Raw genomic sequence first — 22592 nt, forward strand, 5'->3', positions numbered from 1 at the left:
TGGCGGTCGTTGAAAGGAGGGCTCATGCCCGCAGGTGGGAGGCCGACGGTCCGCAGCCGCAGGCTCGGCAACGCACTGAGGCGCTATCGAGAGGCGGCCGGCCTGGATCAGCCAGACAGCGCCGAAGCAATCATGAAGTCCGTCACGAAAATCAGCCGTCTGGAGAGCGGGCAGACGTCCGCCTCCGCGCTGGAGGTCCATACGCTGCTTGATCTCTACGGCGTGAACGACCCTGCCGAGCGGGAGCAGTTGCTCGAATGGGCACGGAAGAGCAACGAGCGCGGTTGGTGGATCGACTATCACCGCACGCTTCGGGCCGGCTATCTGCACCACATCGCGCTGGAAGATGAAGCCACGTACATCAGGTGCTGGGAACCCGTTCTGGTTCCGGGCTTGTTGCAGACACCCGAGTACACCGAAGCCGTCATCACCACGGGCCCCAGGTGCATCTCGCCCGAGCAGGTCGCTGAGCTGACGAAACTCCGCCAGGAGCGACGACGGCGGATCGAAGAGGGCGGGGCCTACTTCGCAGCGATCATCTGGGAACCAGCCCTCACGGCGCTCCTCTCCCAACCACATCTGAGTACTGGCCAGTTCGCGCACCTACTGGAAGTGGGGCAGCGGCAGAACGTCACGATTCAACTGCTTCCAGCGTCAGCGAGTCTGATTGCTGGCATGTCGAGCGCCTTCTGGGCCTTCTCGTTCGGGGTAGAGGCAAACGTAGAAGCGGTGACGCTCGACAGCCCTGCGCACACCAACGTTGTAGAGGCACCCAAAGACCTTGCACACTACGTCAACGTCTTCGACAAGTTCCGCTCGGCGGCACTGCCGCCGGACACGAGTGCCGAACGCATCCGCAATCTCCTTGAAGACGGAACGCCCCACAAGGAAGTGAAAGCATGAAGTCAGAGGTCATAGGCGCGTTTCGCAAGTCCTCCCACTCGACCCAAGAGGGGGCCTGCGTAGAGGTCGCCCCTACCGCCACCGGCGGCAACGCCATACGCGACAGCAAGAACCCCACCGGCCCCCGGCTCGCCTTCTGCGCGGGTGCCTGGGGTTCGTTCGTGGCGGCGCTGAAAGATGGCGACCGTAGCTGACAGAGCATGACGAACGGGCCCTGGCCGCCGCACGAGGAAGTGAAGCCGTGAAGCCTGAAGCGATAGGCACGTTTCGGAAGTCCTCCTACTCGACGCAGGACGGCAACTGCGTGGAGATCGCCCCCACCGCCACCGGCGGCAACGCCGTACGCGACAGCAAGGACCCCGCCAGCCCCCAGCTCGCCTTCTGCGCGGGCGCCTGGGGTTCGTTCGTGGCGGCGCTGAAAGATAGCGACCGCAGCTGACAGAGCACGACGAACGGGCCCCGGCCGCCGCTCAACAGAGCGATGGCCGGGGCCCGTTGTGTCGGCGGCGTCCCGCCAGGGCTATCGCTGCCCCGCGAACTTTCGGCTCATCGAGTCGAAGACCTGCTGGGCCTCCGGGCCCAGGTGCGGGCCGGCCAGCCAGTGCTGCTTGTCGTTGCCGATCGAGGTGTTGGTCACCAGCGTCAGCTTGCCGCCGCGGTTGGCGAACCAGCCGCCGCCCGACGATCCGGCGGTCATGGTGCAACCGATCCGGTCCAGGGGGGAGGTGCCCGGCTGGACGGTGAGGCGGGCCGTGGGACCGAGGCAGGACATCATCCGCGAGCCGTCATAGGGCGCGGCGGCCGGGTAGCCGAACGACTCGATGGTGCCGATGCGTTCGGCGGTCGGGGCGTCGAACGCGATGGGGACGGCCGCGCCGACGGTCTCCTGGAGGGACTTGCCGCTTCCGTTCTCCGGCCGGACGTGCAGCACCGCGAAGTCGTGGGCGGTACCGCCCACGGCGTCCGTCAGGGTGCCCTCGTCGATCCACTGCTGGGACGTGTTGACCCAGTCGGCCCAGAACTTGCCGTACGGCGTGATCTCGCGGGAGGAGTGGTGGCCGATCTGGCTCTTGGGCACACCGTTGTCGTTGTACGACGGCACGAAGATGATGTTGCGCATCCAGCCGCCCTTCTTGCCGGAGTGCACGCAGTGGCCGGCGGTCCACACGAGGTTGGACTTCCCGGGGTGCGCCGGGTCCTCGACGACGGTGCCGGAGCAGACCATCGAGCCCTCGGGGCTGTCCATGAAGATCTTGCCGATCGGGGCCATGTTGCGGTGGTAGGGCCGGGACACCTCCTGGGCGGTGACCGGCGTCGGTGCCGGATCTGTGGCGCCGTAACCGCTGTCCGTGGTGCTGGACTTCACGGTGATGTTCGGCGCGGCCTTGGCCTGGGCCAGCCGCTCCGGCTTCCAGTGGTCCTTGATGATCGGGTTGATGAAGTCCTTTGCCCGGTGGGCCCATTGGCCCCAGTTCTTCCAGCCGCCGTCCTGCCACTTCTTGAGGTCGTCGAGGCTGGTGGGGGCGCCGTCGGGGAGGTGCGGGCCCTTGTGGTCGGAGGCGGCCGAACTCCCGGCGCCGGCAGCCGCGTCGGTGTCGGGGCCGCAGGCGGTGGCGGTGACCGCGAGGAGGGCTGCGGTCGCGGCGGCGGCGAGGGCGGCGCGGCGACGGGAACGGGTGCGCCGCACCGGCTCCCCGGGCCGAGCGGTCGAATCGGACGGTACGGGCGGCGTGTTGGGCATGGTGCAGGTCCCCCTGGTACGTACGGATGGCGGACGGACACCGGCCGGTCCGCCGCGGTGTGGCTGTCATGGCCCTGATGGGGCGCGCCCTACTATGCCGTTCCGCCGCGCCGGGCGGGGCGGCAGGCCGCGGAGGTGACGGGATCGGGACAATCGGTGCTGTCCTGCCCCCGTACGAACCGGCACCACCCGTTATCGACGTACGAACCGGCACCACCCGTTATCGACCGATCGACCGAACCCAAGGACCACCACGTGAACGAGCGCGTCATCGACCGTCCCCGCAGCCGCGGGTTCCTCTTCCTCGACTCCCACCCCGCCGGGTGCCGGCAGGTGGTGGCCGACATGTGGGAGGCCGTGGCCGCCCCGACCGCGCCGCCGCCGGCCGACGGCCCGGTGGCCCTCGTCATCGGCTCGTCCGCCGGATACGGCCTGGCCGCCACCCTCGCCGGGCTCAAGCGCGCCGGCATCCGCGGCATCGGCATCTGCTTCGAGAAGCCGGCCACCGCCCGGCGCACCGCGACCGCCGGCTGGTACCGCACCGCCGCCACCGCCGAACTCGCCCGCGCGGCCGGCCGGGACTTCGTCTTCCTCAGCGGCGACGCCTTCTCCGACGAGGTCAAGGAGCAGGTCGCCGAGCTGATCGCGGAGCGCTTCGGGGGGAAGCTGGACTACCTGGTCTACTCGGTGGCCGCGCCGCGGCGGACCGACCCGGAGACCGGGACCACCTACGCGTCGGTCCTCCAGCCGATCGGCGAGGCGTCCTGCACCAGGACGCTGGTCTTCGACGACGCGGGCGCGCCCGCGGTCAGGGAGGTGCGGACCGCGCCGGCCGCCGAGGAGGGCATCGCGCAGACCGTGGCGGTGATGGGCGGCGCGGACTGGGAGCGGTGGATCGAGCATCTGGCCGGCCGCGGGCTGCTCGCGGACGGGTTCGCCACCGCCGCGCTCTCCTACATCGGCTCGCCGCTGACCGAGGCGCTCTACCGCAAGGGCACCATCGGCGCGGCCAAGGCCCATCTGGAGGCCACCGCCCGCACCCTCGACAAGCGGCTGTCTGAGCTGGTCGGCGGGCGCGCGGTGACCTCCGTCAACGGTGCCGCGGTGACCCAGTCCTCCACCGCCATCCCCGGTATCGCGCTCTACCTCGGGCTGCTGCGCGGGGTGCTCGGCGAGCGGCTGGTGCCGCCGACCGCGCAGCTGAGCGAGCTGTGGGACCAGCTCACCGGGGTCAGCCCGCTGCGGCTGGACGAGGAGGGCCGGGTCCGGCTGGACACCTGGGAGCTGACCGACGAGGCGCAGGCCGCCCTCGCCGAGCGGTGGCAGGCGGCGACGACGGAGAACATCGGGCAACTCGCCGATCTGGAGTGGTTCCACGGCGAGGTGCAGCGCCTCTACGGCTTCGCGGTGGGCGGCGTCGACTACGGCGCGCCGGTCGCCACCGAGGTGCCCTGGCCGGGGCAGCCGGCCTGATCTCGGACGGGCGTCGGGCGGGCGTCGGGCTGGCGTCGGACGCCAGCGATCCGGGCGCGGCGTCCGGCGCCCCGGGGCCTTGAGCGTGAGCGGGCGCCCCCGGTGCCTTGAGCGCGGGCCGTCGCCCTCCGGGGCCTCAGCGTGAGCGGTTGGGCACCCTCGGGTCCCGGGGGTCCCGGCGGGCCGCCGCCCCGACGCCGTGCCGGTACTCCTCGATCTGCTCACGGGTCGGGTACCACCTCGCGCCGCAACGATGGCACCACCAGCGCCAGTTGTCCCAGTGGACCTCGGTGCTGGTGGTGTCCTTCCACAGGCGGTCGTCGCAGTCCTGGGTCGGGCAGTGCGGCGGCGGCAGAGGCATGGCGGGCCTGACCTTCCGTGGGCGGCCGGGGCAGCGGATCCCCGGGGACGGCTGGGGTGACTCCCAGCCTGGAGCGCCGCGCGGGGCGCGGGGGCGGGGCGGGTGGTGCGCCATCCGATCGGGGGATCGCCGGTACTCGGGATGACGCCGCGCCCCCTGGTCCCACGATCCGACGAACCCGCAGGTCAAAGGGGTCGCCCGGGACCGACATGCGATCACCGGTGTTCGGCGATGGGATGGGGTCATGGGCACGACCGGGCGGGTCGCGATGAGGCTGCACCGCCTCTTCGAGGCCACCTGCGACCGCGTGCCCGCGGCGACGGCGCTGGAGTGCGGGCCGGACGTCCTGACCTACGCCGCACTCGACCTCCGCGCCAACCGCCTCGCCCACCGTCTGCGCGCCCGCGGCATCGGCGCCGGGTCCCGGGTCGCGGTCCTGGTGCCGCGGTCGGTGGAGATGTACGCGGCGCTGCTGGCGGTCGGCAAGGCGGACGCCGCGTTCGTCCCGATCGACCCGGCGGCGCCCGCGGACCGGGTCGCCTTCATCGCGACGGACGCCGGGGTGGACGCCCTCCTGACGGTCTCGGAGCTGGCGGCGGGGCTGCCCGACCTGCCGGCGCAGGTGCTCGAACTCGACACCCTGGCCGCCGAGTTGGCCGCCGCCCCGGACGCCCGGCCACCCCCCTCCGCGGCACCGGGCCGTACCGGGGCCCCGGCCGACGGCCTGGACGCCCCCGACGATCCGCTCGCGTACATCATGTACACCTCCGGCTCCAGCGGCCGCCCCAAGGGCGTGGCCATCGCGCAGTCCAGCGTCTGCACCTTCCTCGCCGTGGTGACGGACGTCTACGACGTACGGCCGGACGACCGGATCTACCAGGGCATGACCATCTCCTTCGACTTCTCCATCGAGGAGATCTGGCCCACCTGGGCGGCCGGCGCGACCCTCGTCGCGGGGCCGGCCGGCGCCGGTTCGGGACGGCTGGGGGCCGAACTGGCCGACGCCCTGGAGGAGTCCGGGATCACGCTCTTCTACTGCGTGCCGACGCTGCTGGCGACGATCCCGCGGGAGCTGCCGGCGGTCCGCACCGTGGTGGTGGGCGGGGAACCCTGCCCGCCCCGGCTCGTGGAGCGGTGGAGCCGGCCCGGGCGCCGGATGCTCAACACCTACGGGCCGACCGAGACCACCGTCACCGCCACCGTCGCGGAGCTGCGACCGGGCCGGCCGGTCACCATCGGCCGCCCGCTGCCCACCTACACGGTGCTGCTGCTCGACGACCGGCTCCGTCCCGTCCCGGACGGGACGGTCGGCGAGATCTGTGTGGGCGGCCCCGGCGTCGCCCGCGGCTACGTGGGGCGCCCGGAGCTGACCGCGGAACGCTTCATCGCGTACCCGACGGCCCCCGGGGGCCGGCTCTACCGCACCGGCGACCTCGGCCGGCTCGCCCCGGACGGGGAGATCGAGTTCCTGGGGCGGGCCGATGACGAGGTGAAGGTCCGGGGCTACCGGATCGACCTCGGCGAGATCGACAACGTCCTGTTGGAGGAGCCCGGCGTCGCCGAGGCGGCCGCCGCGCTGGTCGTCCGGCCGGACCGGGACGGCACGGGCGAGGACCGGGAGCTGTCCGCGTACGTGGTACTGGCCCCGGGGCACACCGCGCGGCCCGGTACGGCGGACGGGGAGGCCCTGGTGGCCCGGTTGCACCGGCGGCTGCGGCACCGGCTCCCGGCGTACATGGTGCCGCCGTTCCTCGACATCCTCCCCGCGCTGCCGGCCCTGCCGAGCGGCAAGGTGGACCGCAGGCGGCTGCCCGCGCCGACCGGCCGGCGGCTGGGCGGCGGCGGACCGGTGGTGCCGCCGCACGGCGCGTCGGAGCGGCGGGTGCGGGACGCGTGGGCCGAGGTGTTCGGCATGGACGCGGAGGCACTGTCCACCGAGGCGGACTTCTTCGGGGACCTCGGCGGGCACTCGCTGGTCGCCGCCCAGGTCGTCTCGCTGCTGCGCGGCCGCGGCATCGGGAGCGGCACCGGCCCCGCCCTGCGCGACCTCTACGCGCACCCGACGGTGCGCGACCTGGCGGCCCATCTGGACGCGCTGGGCTCCGCGGCCTGTGCCGACCTGCCCGCGCACGACGGCGACCTCTCGCCCGGGGCCGACCTGCGCAGCGACGGCAGCGGCGCCATCGGCCCGGCGGCGGCCCGCCCCCGCCCGCTGCGGCACTCCGGCCCCCGGATCACCGCCGCCGGCCTCGCCCAGGCCGCGATGATCTACCTCCTGCTCTTCGTCATGGCCCTCCCGCTCGCGGCCGTCTTCAGCCGGCAGGGCGGGGAGTTCACCGGCCGGACGCCGGTCCCGGTGCGGCCCATCGAGGCCACGCTGATCAGCTACTTCGGCGTCCGCTGGCTGCTGCCGGTGGTCTTCGCCCGCCCGCTGGCGGCCGGGATACGGCCGGGCCGCTATCCCCTGTGGGGCAGCACCTACCTCCGCCTGTGGGCGCTCGGCCTGCTGCTGCGCCTCAGCCCGCTCCCGCTGCTCAGCGGCTCCCCGTTGATGGGCCGTTACCTGCGGCTGCTGGGCGCCCGGATCGGGCCGCGGACGACCATCGCCACCGGGGTGGTCGCCCTGCCGACGCTGCTGCGGGTCGGCGCGGACGCCTCGGTCGGCTACGGCGTCACCCTGCGCGCCTGGCGGGTCGCGGACGGCTGGGTCACCGTCGCGCCGATCGACATCGGTCCACGCGCCTATGTGGGCGCCCATGCGGTGCTGGAGCCGGGCGCCCGGATGGAGGCGGGGGCCGGGCTCGGCGAGCAGTCGGTGATCGGCCAGGGCGAAGTGGTGCCGCCCGGCGCCCGGTGGGCCGGCTCCCCGCCGTCCCCGGTGGCGGCGCTGGCCCCGCCCATCGAGGACATGCTGCGGGCCGGCGGCACGACGGAGGCCGGCCGGCCGCGGCAGGCCGCCGCCGCGCTGCTCTGCGCCGCCTTCCTCGACTTCCTCCCGCTGGCCGCCATCGCACCGGGCGTGGTGCTGGTGTGGTACGCCTGGCTGGCCTGGGGCGACGGGCCCGCCCTCGCCGTCACCGTGCTCGTCGCGGCCCCCCTCTACGTCCTGGCCGTCTGCGCCGCGATCGCGCTGGCCAAGCGGCTGGTGCTGTACCGCACCCCGGTCGGCACCCACCCGGTCCGCTCCGCCCTCGGCGTCCGCAAGTGGTTCTCCGACAAGCTGCTGGAATCCAGCCTGACCCTCACCAACTCCCTCTACGCCACCCTCTACACCGTCCCCTGGCTGCGGCTGCTGGGCGCCCGGATCGGCCCCCTCGCGGAGGTCTCCACCGCCTCTCACCTCGACCCGGACCTGCTCGTCCTCGGCGAGGGTTCCTTCGTCGCGGACATGGCCGGGGTCGGCGGCGCCGCGTTCGCCGGCGGCCGGGTGGCCTGCCGGCGCACCGAGGTCGGCCGCCGCGCGTTCGTCGGCAACGCCGCGTATCTGCCGGCCGGTACGCGGACCGGGCCCGGCTCCCTGATCGGCGTCGGGACCGTCCCGCCCGGGGACGAGGTGCCGCCCGGCACCTCCTGGCTCGGCTCCCCCGCCATCCACCTCCCGCAGCGCCAGAGCAGCGGCAACTTCCCCGAGGAGCTGACCTTCCGCCCCACCCGCACGGCGGTCCGCCGCCGGCTGGCCGTCGAGTACTTCCGCGCCACGCTGCCGGCGTCCCTCCTGGGCACGGCCACCTTCTTCTTCCTGCTGGCCCTCTCCGCCCTCGCCCACGGCCCCTCCCCGGCCCTGCCGCTCCTCCTCGCCCCGCTGCTCCTCATGGCCGCCGGCGTCGCCGTCATCGCCACCTGCGCCCTGCTCAAGCACCTGGTCGTCGGCCGCTACCGGCCGCGCGTCGAGCCGCTGTGGAGCTGGTTCGTCCGCCGCACCGAGTTCGTCACCGGCCTCTACGAGGCGGCCGCCGTGCCCGCCGGGCTCGCCACCCTCACCGGCACCCCCTTCCTCCCACCCGCCCTCCGCCTCTTCGGCGCCCGCATCGGCCGCCGGACGTGGCTCGACACCACCTTCCTCACCGAGTTCGACCTGGTCGACGTCGGCGACGACGCGGCGATCGGCACCGGGGTGAGCCTGCAGACCCACCTCTTCGAGGACCGGGTCATGAAGATGTCGAAGGTGACCGTCCGGACGGGCGCCACCGTGGGCAACCGCGCGGTCGTGCTCTACGACGGCGTCGTCGGCGAGGGCGTCTGGCTCGACGCGCTCTCCCTCGTCATGAAGGGCGAGTACCTCACCCCCGACACGGCCTGGCGCGGCGTCCCCGCCCAGGGCCTCGCCCTCCGCGCGGCCGAACACCCCTCCCCCGCCCTGGCCCCGCACCCCACCAGTCCGTCACGGTGAGACCCATGACTCCCCCCGCCCGCTTCCTGACCACCCTCCGCCGCGCCCTCGGCGCCCGCGGCACCGCGCCCCGGCCCCCGCTGCCCGCCCCCGGCGGCCGCCCCCTCGCCCTGGTCTACCGCGGCCCGGCCGCCCGCCCCGCCGGCTGCTCCGAGGCGGTCGCCGAACTGCTGGCCGCCGGCCCCTGGGACCTCGACGTCCGCTACATCGGCCCGCACGAGGACATCCCGCTCTCCGCCGCGTCCCTGGCCCACGCCCGCCTCTACGCCCAGCCCGGCGGCGGCTCCCTGGACCCCGCCTACCGCCGCCTGCGCAAACACGCCGACGAGATCCGCGACTACGTCCAAGACGGCGGCCGCTACCTGGGCTTCTGCCTCGGCGGCTACCTCGCCGGCGACGACCCCGGCTTTGGGCTCCTGCCCGGCGACACCGACCAGTACATCGTCACCCCGGGCGCCACCGTCACCCACGACCGCGACACCGTGGTCGAGACCCGCTGGCGCGGCGCCCCCCGCACCGTCTACTTCCAGGACGGCCCGCACTTCCTCCTCGACCCCGGCGCCGACGCCACCGTCCTTGCGACCTACCCGAACGGGACCGTCGCCGCCGTCGTCACCCCCTTCGGCGCCGGCCGCGTGGCCGTCGTCGGCCCCCACCCCGAAGCCACCGACGACTGGTTCCTCGACGAGAACCTCCCGGTCCACCAGACCCACGACCTGGCAGTGGACTTGGTCAACGCGCTACTGGAGGACTGAACTCCCCGCCAGAAGCGGTCACGTCCCGTGCCGCATCGGCCACTTGGACCGGGACGTCGTCATGCTGCGGGTGACGCCGCAGCAGCACCCGGCAGTCGATCGCCCGTGACTTGTCACCGGCCTTCTCTGCGGCCCGCAATTCCACGGCGAGCCGTCCACACTCGGGGCAGCTCACGAGCGCCCCCGCTGGAGTTCGGCCGGCGCGTGCAACTGCTTCACTTCCCACTCCGTACCGGGACGCAGCCTCGCGTACGGCGCTTCCCAGGTGAGATGCGTCGGACGTGCCAGACACACGAGCAGGCCCCGGATGTCGCGCACCACCCCGACCACGTCGGAGTCCTGGTCGTAGACCACCGCCCCGACGGCGATCTCGTCGATGGAGAGGAAGAACTGACGGTGGTTGGCAATCTCGGCATTGCGGCTCTGCGCGGTGATGTGGCGACCGGCCAGGCGGGCCGCGTCCCGCTGGCGGGTGAGTGCCGTGCAGACATCGCAGTCGGCGGGCTTGTCGACAAGGGTCATCGCTTCGCCTTTCGTCGGAACTAAGCCCGGCAACCATATTGCTATTCGCGAAAAGCATCAAGGTACTCTTTCGGGTATGCGCTTACCGTGTAGAGCAGCCACGGAAGATCGTCGACTTGGCAGGAGGACGCCGTGAGCACAGGCGAGTGGGTCAGCACCTCGATGCCGTACCTGACGCCCCAGGACAAGGGCCCGTCCGACCTCTGGGGTGCCGAGGCCGCGGCCAAGGGCCGACGGGGCAGCCAGCGCATCGTCCGCGCCGAGGAGATCGCGGCGCCGTCCGAGGTGGCCGAACTGCTCGGGGCTCCCGCGGAACAGACGGTGGTCGTACGCCGCCGCATCATGTATCTCGACGACGAGCCCTGCGAGTTGACGGACACCTACTACCCGGCGCGCCTCGCCCGCGGCACCCGGCTCGCCTCGACGGCCAAGATCCCCGGCGGTGCGGTCAGACTGCTCGCCGAACTCGGGCACGTGGGCGTCCGGGTACGCGAGGACGTGATCGCACGGATGCCGAACGCGGAGGAACAGGGGACGTTGCAGACCAGCCCGCACGAGCCCGTGCTGGAGCTGACGCGACTCACTCTCGACGGCGATGACCGACCCCTTCAGGTCGACGTGATGGTCATGCCCGCACAACGCCAGCGACTGCGCTACGAGCTCAGGATCGGATGACCGTGCCCAAGACCGAAGCCGACACGTACGACCGCCGCTCACTGCATGAGCGCATCGCCGCCGATCTGCGCGAGGAAATCATGAGCGGCGACCTGGCCCCGGGCGCCAAACTGCCGTCCACGACACAGCTCACGGCCCGTTTCGCCGCCTCGAACGCCACCGTGCAAAAGGCGCTACAGCTCCTCAAGGACGAGCGCCTCGTCATCGGGCGGGCCGGGGCGGCCGTCACCGTCCGCGAACACCGGCAGCGGACCGTGCGGCCGGCCTCCTACTCCGCTCCGGCGAAGAACGGTGAGCCGTACCGCTGGCTCACCGAGGCGGAGAAGCAGGGCGGACGAGCACGCAGCGAACTGCTGGAAGTGACGGAAGCGACACCGCCTGCGGACGTCGCGGAAGCACTCGAACTGGCCGAGGGAGGCACGGCGTTGCTCCGCCGCCAGGTGCTCTTCATCGACGACGAACCCGTGGAACTCGTCCAGTCCTACTACCCGTTGGCGATCGTCCGCGGCACCGCGATGATGGAGCGCCGCAAGATCAAGGGCGGTACGCCGACACTCCTCGCCGCCCTGGGACACCCGCCCCGGCTCAGTGTGGACCGGGTCTCGGCGCGCGTACCCACGCAAGAGCAGTACGCGGCGCTCCGGCTCCCCAGCAGCCTGCCGGTCCTCCGGACACTGCGCGTCGTCTACAGCGACGGGGAACGCCCCATCGAAGCCACCGTCATGACCAAGGCCGGCCACCTCTACGAGCTCCAGTACGAGTTCACACCGGAGTGACCGGGGCCCTCACCGCCTCACCCCAGGGCCTCAACACGCGCATCGGGCGGGCCCGTTCAAAGAACGGCCCCGCCCGATGTCCTACCTCGCCGCAGCGGCTACTTCTTCGGCAGCCACTGCTTCCACACGTCGGGGTGTTCCTGGACCCACTGCTTGGCCGCCTCGTCGGCGGACAGGCCGCGGGAGGCGATCAGTTCGGCCACCTCGTTCTGGTCCTTCTTGTCCCAGTGGAAGTTCTTCAGGAACTGCGCCGCGGGGCTGCCGCCCTTGGCGAAGTCGGTGTTGAAGAACTTCTTCAGGCGGGTGGTGGGGTACGCGCAGTCCACGGACTGCGGGTCCTTGGCCCCCTTGGCCGCGCAGGCGTCGGTGTACTTCGGGAGCTTGACCTCCACCATCGGCACCTGGTTGAAGAGCCACTGGGGCTCGTACCAGTAGGTGAGGAAGGGCTTCTTCGCCTTGGCGAACTGCTGGATCTGGGTGATCTGCGCCGCCTCGGAGCCGGCGAAGACGACCTGGTAGTCCAGGCCGAGGTTCTTCACCAGTGCCTTGTCGTTGGTGACGTAGGACGGAGAGCCGTCCATCAGCTGGCCCTTGTCGCCGCTCTCCGAGGTGCGGAGCTGCTTGGCGTACTTGTTGAGGTTCTTCCAGTCGGTGACGTCGGGGTGGGCGTCGGCCCAGTACTTGGGGACCCACCAGCCGATGTGGCCGGTGACGCCGTTGTCACCGCCGTCGGTGATGGTCTTCTTGTCCTGGACGTAGCGCTGCTCCTGGTCGGGGTGGCCCCAGTCCTCCAGGATCGCGTCGACCCGGCCCTGGCTGAGCGCGTCCCAGGCGGGGATCTCGTCCACCTGGACGGTGTCGACGTGGTAGCCCAGCTCGTGTTCGAGCAGGTACTGCGCCACCGCGACGTTGGCCTGGGCGCCGACCCAGGTCTGGACGGAGAGGGTGACCGACTTCGACCCCTTGGCGGCCGCGAACGGCGACGCCTGCTTGGTCATGTCGGCCTTGCCGCAGGAGGAGAGGGTGACGACCAGCGCGCCGGTCGCCGCGGTGGCGGCGAGCGCCCTGGCGAGGGTCCTCGTGCGCATCGGGGTACGGGACATGGTCAGGCTCCCTTCCCGGCCGTACGCCGTTCCGTGGGCTGGGTGACCCGGTCGAGCATCAGGCCCAGGCAGACGATGGCGATACCGGCGACCAGGCCGAGGGCGAGATCGCCGCGGGCCAGGCCGGTGACCACGTCGTAGCCGAGGGCGCCGCCGCCGACCAGACCGCCGATGATGACGACCGCGAGGACGAGGACCACGCCCTGGTTGACGGCCAGCAGCAACGCGGGCCGGGCCAGCGGCAGTTGGACCTGCCGGAGGGTCTGCCAGCGGGTGGCGCCCAGCGAACGGGCCGACTCCATCGCGCCGGGGTCGACCTGGCGCAGGCCCTGGGTGGTGATCCGGATGACGGCCGGCAGGGCGTAGACCACGGCCGCGGCGGCGGCCGGGGCGCGGCCCACCGCGAACAGCGCGACGACCGGGATCAGGTAGACGAACTGCGGCATGGTCTGCATGACGTCCAGCACCGGCCGCAGGATCTTCTCGAAGCGCTCGCTGCCGGAGGCGAGGACGCCGACGCCGATGCCCAGGACCAGGGTCACCACCAGGGCGGCGAGGACCTGGGAGAGGGTGTCCATGGACGGGTTCCACACGCCCAGCACGCCGATGGCGGCCATGGCCAGTACGGCGGTGAGCGCGGTGCGCCAGGTGCCGATGAGCCAGGCCAGCGCGGCGACGATGAGCAGCACGCCGTACCAGGGGAGGGCGGTCAGGCCGTCCCGCAGCGGGTTGAGCACCCAGTTGGTGAAGTGCGCGGCCCAGTCGGCGGTGCCGCCGACGACCGGGATGCCGGAGTAGAGGTGGTCGACCATCCACTCCTTGGCGTCGTTGACCGGGCGGGCGATGGCGACGGTGGCGCCGGCGGGCCAGCTGCCGGAGCCGGCCAGCCGGCCGGCCAGCGCGACCACCGCGGTGACCACGGCGATCCCGGCCCATGCGTACCAGCCGCGCAGCAGCCGCGGGCCGGTGGCCGCCGGGGCGGCGCCGAGCTTCTCGCCGGCCGCGGCGGTGGTGCGGTCCATGACGATGGCCAGCAGCACGATCGGGACGGCGGCGGCGAGCGCGGTGCCGACGTCGACGGAGGCGAGCGCCTGGTAGACGCGGTCACCGAGACCGGCGGCGCCGATCATCGAGGCGATCACGGCCATGGACAGCGCCATCATGATCGTCTGGTTGACGCCGAGGAGGAGTTCCTTGCGGGCCAGCGGCAGCCGGGCGGTCAGCAGGCGCTGGCGCCCGGTGGCGCCGAGCGAGGAGACCGCCTCCAGCACGCCGGCGTCCGCACCGCGCAGGCCGAGCGCGGTGAGCCGGGCCATCGGCGGGGCCGCGTAGACCACGGTGGCCAGCAGCGCGGCCGGCACACCGATACCGAAGATCATCACGACCGGCAGCAGATACGCGAAGGCCGGCAGCACCTGCATGGTGTCCAGCACCGGACGCAGGATCTTGAACAGCCGCGGGGAGAGGCCGGCGGCCAGCCCGAGCACGGCGCCGACGGCGACCGAGGCGAGCACCGCCACGATCATCAGCGCCAGCGTCTGCATGGTCGGGACCCACATCCCCAGCGCCCCGCTGACCAGGAAGGACACCAGGGCGGTGGCGGCGATGCGGGGACCGGCGACGCGCCAGGCCAGCAGCGTCACACCGGCCGTCACACCGGCCCAGCCCAGCCCCAGCAGCACCAGGTACACCGCGCGGACGGAGAGCACCACGGCGTTGCTGAGGTGACCGAGGACGTAGACGAACAGCCAGTGGCTGTCGCGGTTGTCGATGATCCAGTTGCTGGCGTGGTCGAGGGGGCCGGAGACGTCGACGGTCAGCGCGGAGGGCCAGGCGGCGCCGGGCCACCGCGAGGCGACGACGGGGATCAGCACGGCCGCGGCGACGACGAGCAGCAGGAGCTTGGCGAGGCCACGGCGGCGCAACAGGGCCTGGAGCGCGCCGGGTTTGCCGGCGGCGCCCAGCGCCCCGGCGGTGGTGGGGGGTGCGGTGGTGCTCATGCCGACACCTCGCTACGCGAGGCCCTGCATTCGCACGGCACGCACCTTTCGATGATTCGCTCACTTCGTTCGCTCATGCCCGACCCCGCTTCACCGTGCCGAGCGGCACGTTCATCGCGGCGGTGCGCTGGGCCTGGCGCCACTGGCGGAGCAGGGCGGCGCGCAGCCGGGCCCGGGGGCTCGCGGCGGGCGCGCGGGGGACGACGGCGCGGGCGGCGCCGCGGTAGGGAGCGGCGGCGTACATCAGGCGGCCACCGCCCCCGGCGCGTCCTGGCCCGGCTGCTGGATCCGGGCCACGACGTTGAGCAGGGCGGCGCTGTCGACGATGCCCAGGCAGCGGCCGTCCTCGACGACCCGGGCGGGCCCGCCGGAGCGGGCCACCGCCTCGATGGCGTCGGAGATCAGGGTGTCGGGGGCGAGCGCGGGGCCCTGGTCGGCCTCGCCGGCCTCGGCGGGCCGCATCGCGCGGCGCACGGTCAGCACCTGCTCGCGCGGGACGTCCCGGACGAAGTCGCGGACGTAGTCGTCGGCGGGCGAGCCGACGATCTCCTCGGGGGTGCCGAGCTGGACGATCCGGCCGTCGCGCATCAGCGCGATCCGGTCGCCGATCCGCAGCGCCTCGGCGAGGTCGTGGGTGATGAAGACCATGGTCCGCCCCTCCTCGCGGTGCAGGCGGACGACCTCCTCCTGCATATCGCGCCGGATGAGCGGGTCCAGGGCACTGAACGGCTCGTCGAACAGCAGGATCTCGGGGTCCACGGCGAGCGCGCGGGCCAGCCCGACGCGCTGCTGCTGACCGCCGGAGAGCTGGCCGGGCCGGCGCTTCTCCAGGCCGGCCAGGCCGACCTTGGTGACCATCTCGGCGGCCCGCTCGCGGCGTTCAGCCCTGCCGACGCCCTGGATCTCCAGGCCGTAGGCGACGTTGTCGAGCACCGTGCGGTGCGGCAGCAGGCCGAAGTGCTGGAAGACCATGGCGGCCCGGCGGCGGCGCAGTTCGCGCAGCGCGGTGCGGTCCATGGCGCGGACGTCCTCGCCGTCCATCTCCAGGACGCCGCCGGTCGGCTCGATCAGCCGGGTCAGGCAGCGGACCAGGGTGGACTTGCCGGAGCCGGAGAGCCCCATGACCACGAACGCCTCGCCCTTGCGGACGTCGAAGGAGACGTCGCGGACGGCGGCGGTGCAGCCGGTCTGCTCGCGCAGCTCCTGGGCGCTGAGCCCGGTGAGCGAGTCGTCCTCGGGAATCCGCTCGGCCTTGGGCCCGAAGACCTTCCACAGGTTGCGGACGGAGAACACCGAGGACCGTTCGTCGGCGCCCGAACCCCCTTGCTCGGTACGGGGGTTGGGGACGGCGGTGGTATTGGCGGACGCGTCGCCCATCACGCGTCACCTCCCTGGGCCGCGGCCTCGCGGAGCAGGTCGGCGCACTTCTCCCCCACCATCAGCACACCCAGCATCGGGTTCACCGCGGGCATCGTCGGGAAGACGGAGGCGTCGGCGATCCGGATGCCGGACAGGCCGCGGATCCTCAACTCCGGGTCGACGACCGCGAGCCGGTCGTCCTTGGCGCCCATCTTGCAGGTGCCGGCGGGGTGGTAGACGGTGTGCGCGGCCTTGCGGACCAGCTCGCTGATCTCGGCGTCGTCGGTCACCTCGGGGCCGGGGAAGACCTCGCGCTTGAGCCACTTCTTGAACGGCTCGGCCTCGGCGACCCTACGGGCGATCTTGATGCCGTCGACCAGGGTCCGGCCGTCGTAGTCGCCCTCGTCCTCGAAGTACTTGAAGTCCAGCGCGGGCTTGACCTCGGGATCGGCGGAGGTCAGGTAGAGCCGGCCGCGGGCCCGGGACTTGGGGATGTTGGGGGTCATCGAGACGCCGTGCTCGGGGCGCTCGTAGCCCAGCCGCTCGGGGTTGTCGGTGAACGGGATCTGGTAGAAGTGGAACATCAGGTCCGGGCCCTTGTGCTCCGGGTCCCGCTTGATGAACAGACCGGCGTCCGAGTCCATCGCGGAGTTGTCGGGCAGCGGCCCGTTGGTCTCCCAGACGATGACCGACTCGGGGTGGTCGATCAGGTTCTCACCGACGCCCGGCAGGTCGAGCACGCACTCCATGCCCAGCGCTTCCAGGTCCTTCTTCGGCCCGATGCCGGAGTGCATCAGCAGCCGCGGGGTGTCCACCGCGCCGGCGCACACCAGCACCTCGCGGGCGGCCTCGACGTAGACCTCCTCGCCGTCCTTGGTGCGGACGTGGACGCCCTTGGCGCGGGTGCCGTCGAGCTCCAGCTTCGTCGCCCAGGTCTCCAGCATCAGCGTGAGGTTGGGCCGGTCGCCGGCCTCCATGTGCGGGTGGAGGTAGGCGACGGAGGCGGAGGAGCGCTTGTTGTTCTCCGGGTGGTAGGAGAGGTCGAAGAAGCCGACGCCCTCGTCGAAGGGCCGGTCGTTGAAGCCGACGACCTCCGGGACGCCGAGGGCCGACTTGGTGGCCTCGATCCAGTCCGTCGCGATCTGGTTCTGGTCCTTCTTGGCCACCCGCACGATGTTGTTGCGCAGCTTGCCGAAGTAGGGGTCCATCTCCTTAGCGCCCCAGCCGGTGGCGCCGGCCTCCGCCCACTCGTCCCAGTCGGACGGCAGCGGCTTGAAGGAGATCAGGGTGTTGTGCGACGAGCAGCCGCCGAGGACCTTGGCGCGGCTGTGCAGGATGTGCGAGTTGCCCCGGGGCTGCTCGGTCGTCGTGTACTCGTAGTCCAGCTCGCCGCCGAGCAGACCGAGCCACTTGCGCAGCGTCAGCACGTCCTCGCGGTCGATGTCCGAGGGGCCGCCCTCGATCACGGCGACGGTCGTGTTCGGGTCCTCCACCAGGCGGGAGGCGATGACCGAACCGGCGGTGCCACCGCCGACGATGACGTAGTCGTACACGGGCATGGGGGGTGCTCCTTTGCTGCGAAGTGCGCGCGGCGCCCGGGGGGTTGAGCGGCCGGGGCGGGGTGCCTGGGGAGTACGGGTCAGCCGGCGAACCAGCGGACCGGCTCGGGGCGCAGGTTCTCGTAGATGTGCTTGCTCTCCCGGTACTCGTCGAGTCCGGTCGGGCCGAGCTCGCGTCCGATGCCGGACTTTCCGAAGCCGCCCCACTCCGCCTGCGGCAGGTAGGGGTGGAAGTCGTTGATCCACACGGTGCCGTGCCGCAGGCGCGCGGCGATTCGGCGGGCGCGGGCGGTGTCGGCCGAGAAGACCGCGCCGGCCAGCCCGTACTCGGTGTCGTTGGCGAGCGCGACGGCCTCGTCCTCGGTGGTGAAGGTCTCGACGGTGAGGATCGGCCCGAAGGTCTCCTCGCGGACGACCGTCATCTCGCGGTGGCAGCCGTCCAGCACGGTGGGTCGGTAGAAGTAGCCGCCGGCCGGCCGGACGTCGCTGGGCTCCGGGCGGGCGCCGCCGCAGCGCAGCTTCGCGCCCTCGGCCAGCGCCGAGGCGACGTACGTCTCGACCTTGTCCAGCTGCTGCTGGGAGACGAGGGGGCCGCACTCCACGCCCTCCTCGGTCCCCCGGCCGAGCTTGATCTTCTCGGCCCGGCGGGCGAGTTCGGCGACGAAGCGGTCCCGCACCGAGTCCTCGATGATCAGCCGGGCGCCGGCCGAGCAGACCTGCCCGCTGTGGATGAACGCCGCGTTCAGTGCCTGGTCGACGGCGGTGTCGAAGCCCTCGTCGGTCGCGCAGGCGTCGGCGAACACCACGTTGGGGTTCTTGCCGCCCAGCTCCAGCGCGATCTTCTTGGCGCCGGCGACCGCCGCCGCGCCCGCCTTCGTCCCGCTGACCAGGCCACCGGTGAAGGAGAACAGGTCCACGTCCGGGTGGTCGGCCAGCCGCTGGCCGACCGGGAGGCCGGCGCCGGTGACGATGTTGGCGACGCCGGCCGGCAGACCCGCCTCGACCAGCAGCCGGATCAGGTACACCGTCGAGAGCGGGGTGACCTCGCTCGGCTTGATGACGAAGGTGTTGCCGGCCGCCAGCGCCGGCGCGATCTTCCAACTGGCCTGGAGCAGCGGGTAGTTCCACGGGGTGATCAGCGCGCAGACGCCGACCGGCTCGTGCACCACGATGCTGTGGATGTCCGCGGAGCCGGCGTCCACGACCCGGCCGCCGCTCTCGCCCACGACCTGGTCGGCGAAGTACCGGAAGGCGTCGGTCACGCAGTCGACGTCGACCCGGCCCTCCTCCAGGGTCTTGCCGGTGTCCCGGCTCTCGATCAGGGCGATCTGCTCGCGGTCGCGCTGGAGCAGATCGGCGACCCGGCGCAGCAGCGCGGCCCGCTCGGCCACGGCCGTGCGGGGCCACTCCCCGGTGCCGCCGGCGAAGGCCGCCTTGGCCGCCGCGACGGCCTCGTCGACGTCCTCGGCGCCCCCCTCGGCGACCACCTGGAGGGTCGTCGCGTCAGCGGGGTCCAGGACCTCCCGCGTGGCGCCGGAGGCGGCCGCCCGCCACACGCCAGCTACGTGAATGGTCTCGCTTGTCTCGGTTGCCGACACGACGTCCTTCTGCCTTCCGTTCTCGGTGTGCGCTGCCGGCGGACCCGGCTGCCCGGATTTCGCCACGGGTTCAACCACTGGTCCACCGGCAACGGGGACCCCTAACCGAAACCCTCGGTCCTATGCCCGAACATTCATCGAAAGTGACCCGAGTCACCCAAAGGCGCCCGACCGCTCCACATGCGTCCGAACAGACCCGAAAGTACCCTAAATAGCCGTATGCCCACCCAAGGGCGTTCCGGACGGCCCACCGCGGTGCCTTGGGAGCGCCTCCGGACCGAAAGGTGCCGAGATGCCCCGCAAACGCCGCACCTTCACCGCTTTGACCTGCGGCGCAGCCGCCGTGACCGTGGCCGCCGCCTGCGCCGCGGCCCCGACCGGCGACTCCGACGGCGAGGGCGGCCTCGCCCACAAGTCCGCCCAGCAGATCTCCGACGACGCCCTGCACGCCCTCCTCGGCGCGCGGTCGCTACGGCTGCGCACCCAGTCCAGCACCAGCGCCACCAAGCTCGACCTCACCCTCGACCGGGACGGGAACTGCGCCGGCAACATCAGCAAGGGCCCGCTCGGCCGGGTGGACCTGATCAAACGCGGCAAGGACGTCTGGCTGAAGCCCGACGCCGCCTTCTGGAAGAGCCAGCTGCCCGGCGACCAGGGCGCCGACGCGGCCCGCACCTACCAGGACCGCTACCTCCACGGCACCACCCAGGACAGCTTCCTCAAGAGCCTGGCCACCGCCTGCGACCTCACCGCCTTCCAGAAGTCGGTGGCCCCGCAGTCCCCCGCCCCGCAGTCCCCGTCGTCCCCCTCCGTCACCCTCAGCAAGGGCCACCCCACCACCCACGAGGGCGTCCGCGTCCTGCCCATCGTCAAGAAGGCCAAGGGCGCCACCCAGACCGTCTACGTCGCGATCGACGGCACCCACTACCCGATGCAGCTCACCACCGAGGTCGACCACGAAACCGGCACCGTGCTGCTCAGCAACTACGACCGGCCGGTCCCCTCGCACACCCCCGACCCCGCCAAAACGGCCGACATCTCCGTCCTGAACGGCGCCACGCACAGCACCTGACACCCGCGCTGCGATGCGCCCCCCGTGACGGTCGTACATACGTATCGTTGAACCGTGCGGCTCCCCCGCAGCCCGCGGCGGAGCGGGGAGGAGCGGCACGATGACCATCAGCCTTGAGCGGACCGACAGGATCGAGATGGCCGAGCCCGGTGAGCTGACGTTGGACCAGCTGTTCGACCGACTGGAGCGGATGCCCGTCCCCGAGGGATACAAGGTTGAGATCGTCGAGGGGAACGTCTTCATGACGCCGCAGCGTGATGTCCATTGGCAGACCATTCGCGCATTCCTGTGGGCGCTCGAAGACCACTTCGGCCGCAAAGTACGGGTGTTGTCAGATGTGCGGATCGACTTCCCCGGTGAAAGCAACGGCTTCTGCGCGGATATCGCCAAGCTCTCCGACAAGGCCGAGAAGGAGAACGGCCGCTGGCACTACCAGGACGTCGAGTTCGTGGCGGAGGTCATCTCCAAAGGGACCGCCGCGAATGACTACGGCCCCAAGAAGGCGGCCTACGCCGCCGCCGAAGTCCCCGTCTATGTCATCGCCGACCCCTACCTCAGCCGTTGCCGCGTCTTCACCCACCCTCAGGACGGCGAGTACAAGCGCGACCTCACCCTCGCCTACGGCGAACCCATCGACCTCACCGACACGGTCCTCGGCTTGACGATCCCGACCGAGGATTTCCCCCGGGACTGACGCAGGTGCCCGGCGAGCCGTTCCGGGCCCCTCGGGCGGTGCGCGAGACACTGCCGCCATGGCGAGCAAGGCACCCAAGGCAGTACTCCAGGGCGGGCCCGAAGGGATCACCGAGCGGATCGTCGAGGTGGAACCCGGCACGGGCGATCTGAAGGTCCCCTACCGCGGTGGCTACGAGCACTTCCGGTCGACCGACCGGCAGTGGGACACCGCCGACGGCCGACTGCCGGTGTACGAGTGGTGGGAGCGGACCGAACTGCCGGGCTAGGGCGGCCGGCGGCGCGGCCCGGCGTGAGCGGGCCGCGGCGCTACGAGGTGGGGGCGAACGAGTCCAGGGCGATCCGCTCGGTCTCCTGCTGCCGCGGCCAGTCGGACTCCGGGCCCAGGGCGAGGATCGCGAACTGCCGGCCGTCGGGGACGCCGAAGGCGCAGTCGACGACCTGCACCCGGGCCCCCAGCTTCTTGCTGTCGTAGGCGTAGGTCAGCTGGACGCCGGTGGGGCCGGGAGGTCCCTGGCGGGGCTCGATGCCCAGCTCCTGGTAACCGGGATTGCCTGCCAGGCTCTTCGAGGCCTGTTCCAGGGCCTGTTGGGGGGTCAGGTCGGGCTCGGTGATCTGGAAGATCTGGAGCAGGCTGCGGGAGTCCGGCGAGGTGTAGAAGACCCCGGTGGCGCGCACGTCGCGCTGCCAGCCGTCGGGGACGGCGAGGCTGAAGCCCTTCTCGTCGTGGGCGAGGTGGTAGCCGCTGGGGACCGACGTGGCCGAGGGGGAGGCGTCAGTGGTGGGCGGGACAGAGCCGGGCTCGGTCGGGTACGTCGGGGCGGTGCTCGTCGAGACCGCCGGGTGCGCGGCGGGTGGCGCGGCGGGGCCGCGGCCCCATAGGGCGTAGGCGCCGCCGGCGCCGGCCGCGAGGACGGCGACCACCGCGGCGGCGATCAGCGCCCGCCGCCGGCGGCCGGAGACCTCCGCCGGGGCGGGCGCCCCCGTGGCGCCGTCTCCCGAGAAGGCGCCTCCCACCACGTCGCCCTGCCCGACGCCGTCCCCCACCGTGTACCAGTGCTCCGGCGCGTCCTCGGGCGCGGCGGTCGGGGGCTGCGACGGGGGCGGGGGCGCGGCCGGGCGGGGCGGCATCGGGCCGGTGTACGGGCGGGCGGGACGCGGCGGGCCGGTCTCCCAGGACTGGGTGTCGGGGTTCCAGTGCGCTCCGGAGCCTTGGGGCACGGTCGGTCAGCCTCCCAGCAGGGCGCCGACCGCCTGGACGGCCGCGGCGCCGGACGACAGGAGGCTCACCACGGCACCGGCGTCGCTCAGCGCGGTGCGCAGCCGGGCCAGCCGGCCGGGGGCCGCGGCACCGGATCCGGTGATCTCCCCCTCGGTGTCGGCGAGTTCGGCGGTCAGCGCCCGGACCTCGGGGGTCTCGACGGCCCGGCCGAGGTCTTCGCGGAGGGCGTGGACGGCCTGGAGGAGGGCCTCCTGGGCCGGGTCGACGGCGGGCGCGGCGCCCTGGACGTTGCTGCCGGTGTGCGTGACGGTGTTGTGGTCGCCGATGGCGAAGGCTCCCTGGACGCTGCCGATGTGGATGCCCTTGCCGGATGCGTCGGACGGTGCCACG

At 72.3% G+C, this 22592-nt stretch carries 22 protein-coding genes; 11 read left to right on the forward strand and 11 right to left on the reverse strand.

Annotated features, from left to right (window positions below):
• The first annotated feature begins 24 nt into the window (after window positions 1-24).
• Genes ACIQE0_RS03915 through ACIQE0_RS03925 form a run of 3 tightly spaced genes read left to right on the forward strand, consistent with a single transcriptional unit; the run spans window position 25 to window position 1342 of the window.
• On the forward strand, window positions 25-903 hold the full coding sequence (locus tag ACIQE0_RS03915; protein ID WP_402328870.1) for a helix-turn-helix domain-containing protein: 879 nt from the start codon (window positions 25-27) through the stop codon (window positions 901-903).
• Window positions 900-1097 carry a DUF397 domain-containing protein gene (locus ACIQE0_RS03920; RefSeq protein ID WP_402328871.1) on the forward strand — a complete coding sequence of 66 codons (198 nt, stop codon included), beginning with the start codon at window positions 900-902 and terminating at the stop codon, window positions 1095-1097. Before ACIQE0_RS03915 ends, ACIQE0_RS03920 begins: the two co-directional genes overlap by 4 nt.
• Window positions 1098-1144: 47 nt before the next feature.
• Window positions 1145-1342, forward strand: coding sequence for a DUF397 domain-containing protein (locus tag ACIQE0_RS03925; RefSeq protein WP_402328873.1), 198 nt, complete (start codon window positions 1145-1147; stop codon window positions 1340-1342).
• Between the two features lie 81 nt (window positions 1343-1423).
• Here ACIQE0_RS03925 and ACIQE0_RS03930 read toward each other — a convergent pair whose 3' ends face one another.
• Entirely contained in the window at window positions 1424-2644 is a 1221-nt protein-coding gene (locus tag ACIQE0_RS03930; protein ID WP_366337232.1) for a trypsin-like peptidase domain-containing protein, read from the reverse strand.
• Between the two features lie 255 nt (window positions 2645-2899).
• Between ACIQE0_RS03930 and fabV the strand changes: the two genes are divergently transcribed.
• On the forward strand, window positions 2900-4117 hold the full coding sequence (gene fabV / locus ACIQE0_RS03935; RefSeq protein ID WP_402328875.1) for an enoyl-[acyl-carrier-protein] reductase FabV: 1218 nt from the start codon (window positions 2900-2902) through the stop codon (window positions 4115-4117).
• A 136-nt stretch (window positions 4118-4253) separates the two neighbouring features.
• Here the strand turns inward: fabV and ACIQE0_RS03940 are convergent, their stop codons facing one another.
• Entirely contained in the window at window positions 4254-4478 is a 225-nt protein-coding gene (locus ACIQE0_RS03940) for a hypothetical protein (RefSeq protein WP_366337228.1), read from the reverse strand.
• 244 nt (window positions 4479-4722) lie between these two features.
• Between ACIQE0_RS03940 and ACIQE0_RS03945 the strand changes: the two genes are divergently transcribed.
• Both ACIQE0_RS03945 and ACIQE0_RS03950 read left to right on the forward strand, forming a co-directional pair.
• A complete protein-coding gene (locus tag ACIQE0_RS03945; protein ID WP_402328877.1) occupies window positions 4723-8868 on the forward strand; it encodes a Pls/PosA family non-ribosomal peptide synthetase in 4146 nt (1381 codons plus the stop codon).
• Between the two features lie 5 nt (window positions 8869-8873).
• Window positions 8874-9623, forward strand: coding sequence for a BPL-N domain-containing protein (locus tag ACIQE0_RS03950; protein ID WP_366337224.1), 750 nt, complete (start codon window positions 8874-8876; stop codon window positions 9621-9623).
• A gap of 171 nt (window positions 9624-9794) precedes the next feature.
• Here ACIQE0_RS03950 and ACIQE0_RS03955 read toward each other — a convergent pair whose 3' ends face one another.
• Window positions 9795-10145, reverse strand: coding sequence for a hypothetical protein (locus ACIQE0_RS03955; RefSeq protein ID WP_402328880.1), 351 nt, complete (start codon window positions 10143-10145; stop codon window positions 9795-9797).
• 132 nt (window positions 10146-10277) lie between these two features.
• On the opposite strand from ACIQE0_RS03955, the gene ACIQE0_RS03960 reads away from it, so the two are divergent.
• Window positions 10278-10820: a GntR family transcriptional regulator gene (locus tag ACIQE0_RS03960; RefSeq protein ID WP_402328882.1), complete on the forward strand. Its 543-nt coding sequence runs from the start codon at window positions 10278-10280 to the stop codon at window positions 10818-10820.
• Complete coding sequence (locus ACIQE0_RS03965; RefSeq protein WP_402328884.1) at window positions 10817-11596, forward strand: GntR family transcriptional regulator; 780 nt, start codon at window positions 10817-10819, stop codon at window positions 11594-11596. Before ACIQE0_RS03960 ends, ACIQE0_RS03965 begins: the two co-directional genes overlap by 4 nt.
• Window positions 11597-11694: 98 nt before the next feature.
• Here ACIQE0_RS03965 and ACIQE0_RS03970 read toward each other — a convergent pair whose 3' ends face one another.
• The 6 genes from ACIQE0_RS03970 to ACIQE0_RS03995 all read right to left on the reverse strand — a co-directional run bounded on the left by ACIQE0_RS03970 (window position 11695) and on the right by ACIQE0_RS03995 (window position 19173).
• Complete coding sequence (locus ACIQE0_RS03970) at window positions 11695-12699, reverse strand: ABC transporter substrate-binding protein (RefSeq protein ID WP_366337222.1); 1005 nt, start codon at window positions 12697-12699, stop codon at window positions 11695-11697.
• A 2-nt stretch (window positions 12700-12701) separates the two neighbouring features.
• Window positions 12702-14699 carry an ABC transporter permease gene (locus tag ACIQE0_RS03975; RefSeq protein WP_402328886.1) on the reverse strand — a complete coding sequence of 666 codons (1998 nt, stop codon included), beginning with the start codon at window positions 14697-14699 and terminating at the stop codon, window positions 12702-12704.
• 73 nt (window positions 14700-14772) lie between these two features.
• Window positions 14773-14943 carry a hypothetical protein gene (locus ACIQE0_RS03980; RefSeq protein WP_366337219.1) on the reverse strand — a complete coding sequence of 57 codons (171 nt, stop codon included), beginning with the start codon at window positions 14941-14943 and terminating at the stop codon, window positions 14773-14775.
• Complete coding sequence (locus ACIQE0_RS03985; protein WP_402328889.1) at window positions 14943-16076, reverse strand: glycine betaine/L-proline ABC transporter ATP-binding protein; 1134 nt, start codon at window positions 16074-16076, stop codon at window positions 14943-14945. The genes ACIQE0_RS03980 and ACIQE0_RS03985 overlap by 1 nt, the downstream gene beginning before the upstream one ends.
• Window positions 16076-17617 carry a GMC family oxidoreductase gene (locus ACIQE0_RS03990; protein ID WP_402328891.1) on the reverse strand — a complete coding sequence of 514 codons (1542 nt, stop codon included), beginning with the start codon at window positions 17615-17617 and terminating at the stop codon, window positions 16076-16078. Before ACIQE0_RS03990 ends, ACIQE0_RS03985 begins: the two co-directional genes overlap by 1 nt.
• Before the next feature lie 80 nt (window positions 17618-17697).
• Window positions 17698-19173 (reverse strand): aldehyde dehydrogenase family protein, encoded by a 1476-nt coding sequence (locus ACIQE0_RS03995; RefSeq protein ID WP_402329234.1) that lies wholly within the window; start codon window positions 19171-19173, stop codon window positions 17698-17700.
• Between the two features lie 334 nt (window positions 19174-19507).
• Between ACIQE0_RS03995 and ACIQE0_RS04000 the strand changes: the two genes are divergently transcribed.
• The 3 genes from ACIQE0_RS04000 (at window position 19508) to ACIQE0_RS04010 (ending at window position 21249) form a co-directional block, all read left to right on the forward strand.
• The gene (locus ACIQE0_RS04000) at window positions 19508-20287 is read left to right on the forward strand and encodes a hypothetical protein (RefSeq protein ID WP_402328893.1); all 780 of its coding nucleotides are present in this window, start codon (window positions 19508-19510) and stop codon (window positions 20285-20287) included.
• Window positions 20288-20387: 100 nt separating this feature from the next.
• Window positions 20388-20981, forward strand: a complete 594-nt coding sequence (locus ACIQE0_RS04005; protein WP_366337211.1) for a Uma2 family endonuclease — start codon at window positions 20388-20390, stop codon at window positions 20979-20981.
• Window positions 20982-21039: 58 nt separating this feature from the next.
• A complete protein-coding gene (locus ACIQE0_RS04010; RefSeq protein ID WP_366337209.1) occupies window positions 21040-21249 on the forward strand; it encodes a DUF5988 family protein in 210 nt (69 codons plus the stop codon).
• Window positions 21250-21289: 40 nt separating this feature from the next.
• Here ACIQE0_RS04010 and ACIQE0_RS04015 read toward each other — a convergent pair whose 3' ends face one another.
• Together ACIQE0_RS04015 and ACIQE0_RS04020 are read right to left on the reverse strand one after the other, a co-directional pair.
• A complete protein-coding gene (locus ACIQE0_RS04015; RefSeq protein WP_402328896.1) occupies window positions 21290-22201 on the reverse strand; it encodes a hypothetical protein in 912 nt (303 codons plus the stop codon).
• A 6-nt stretch (window positions 22202-22207) separates the two neighbouring features.
• The gene (locus tag ACIQE0_RS04020) at window positions 22208-22591 is read right to left on the reverse strand and encodes a hypothetical protein (RefSeq protein WP_402328898.1); all 384 of its coding nucleotides are present in this window, start codon (window positions 22589-22591) and stop codon (window positions 22208-22210) included.
• Window position 22592 lies beyond the last annotated feature (1 nt).

The organism is Streptomyces sp. NPDC093097, from assembly GCF_044754325.1.
Lineage (GTDB): Bacteria > Actinomycetota > Actinomycetes > Streptomycetales > Streptomycetaceae > Streptomyces.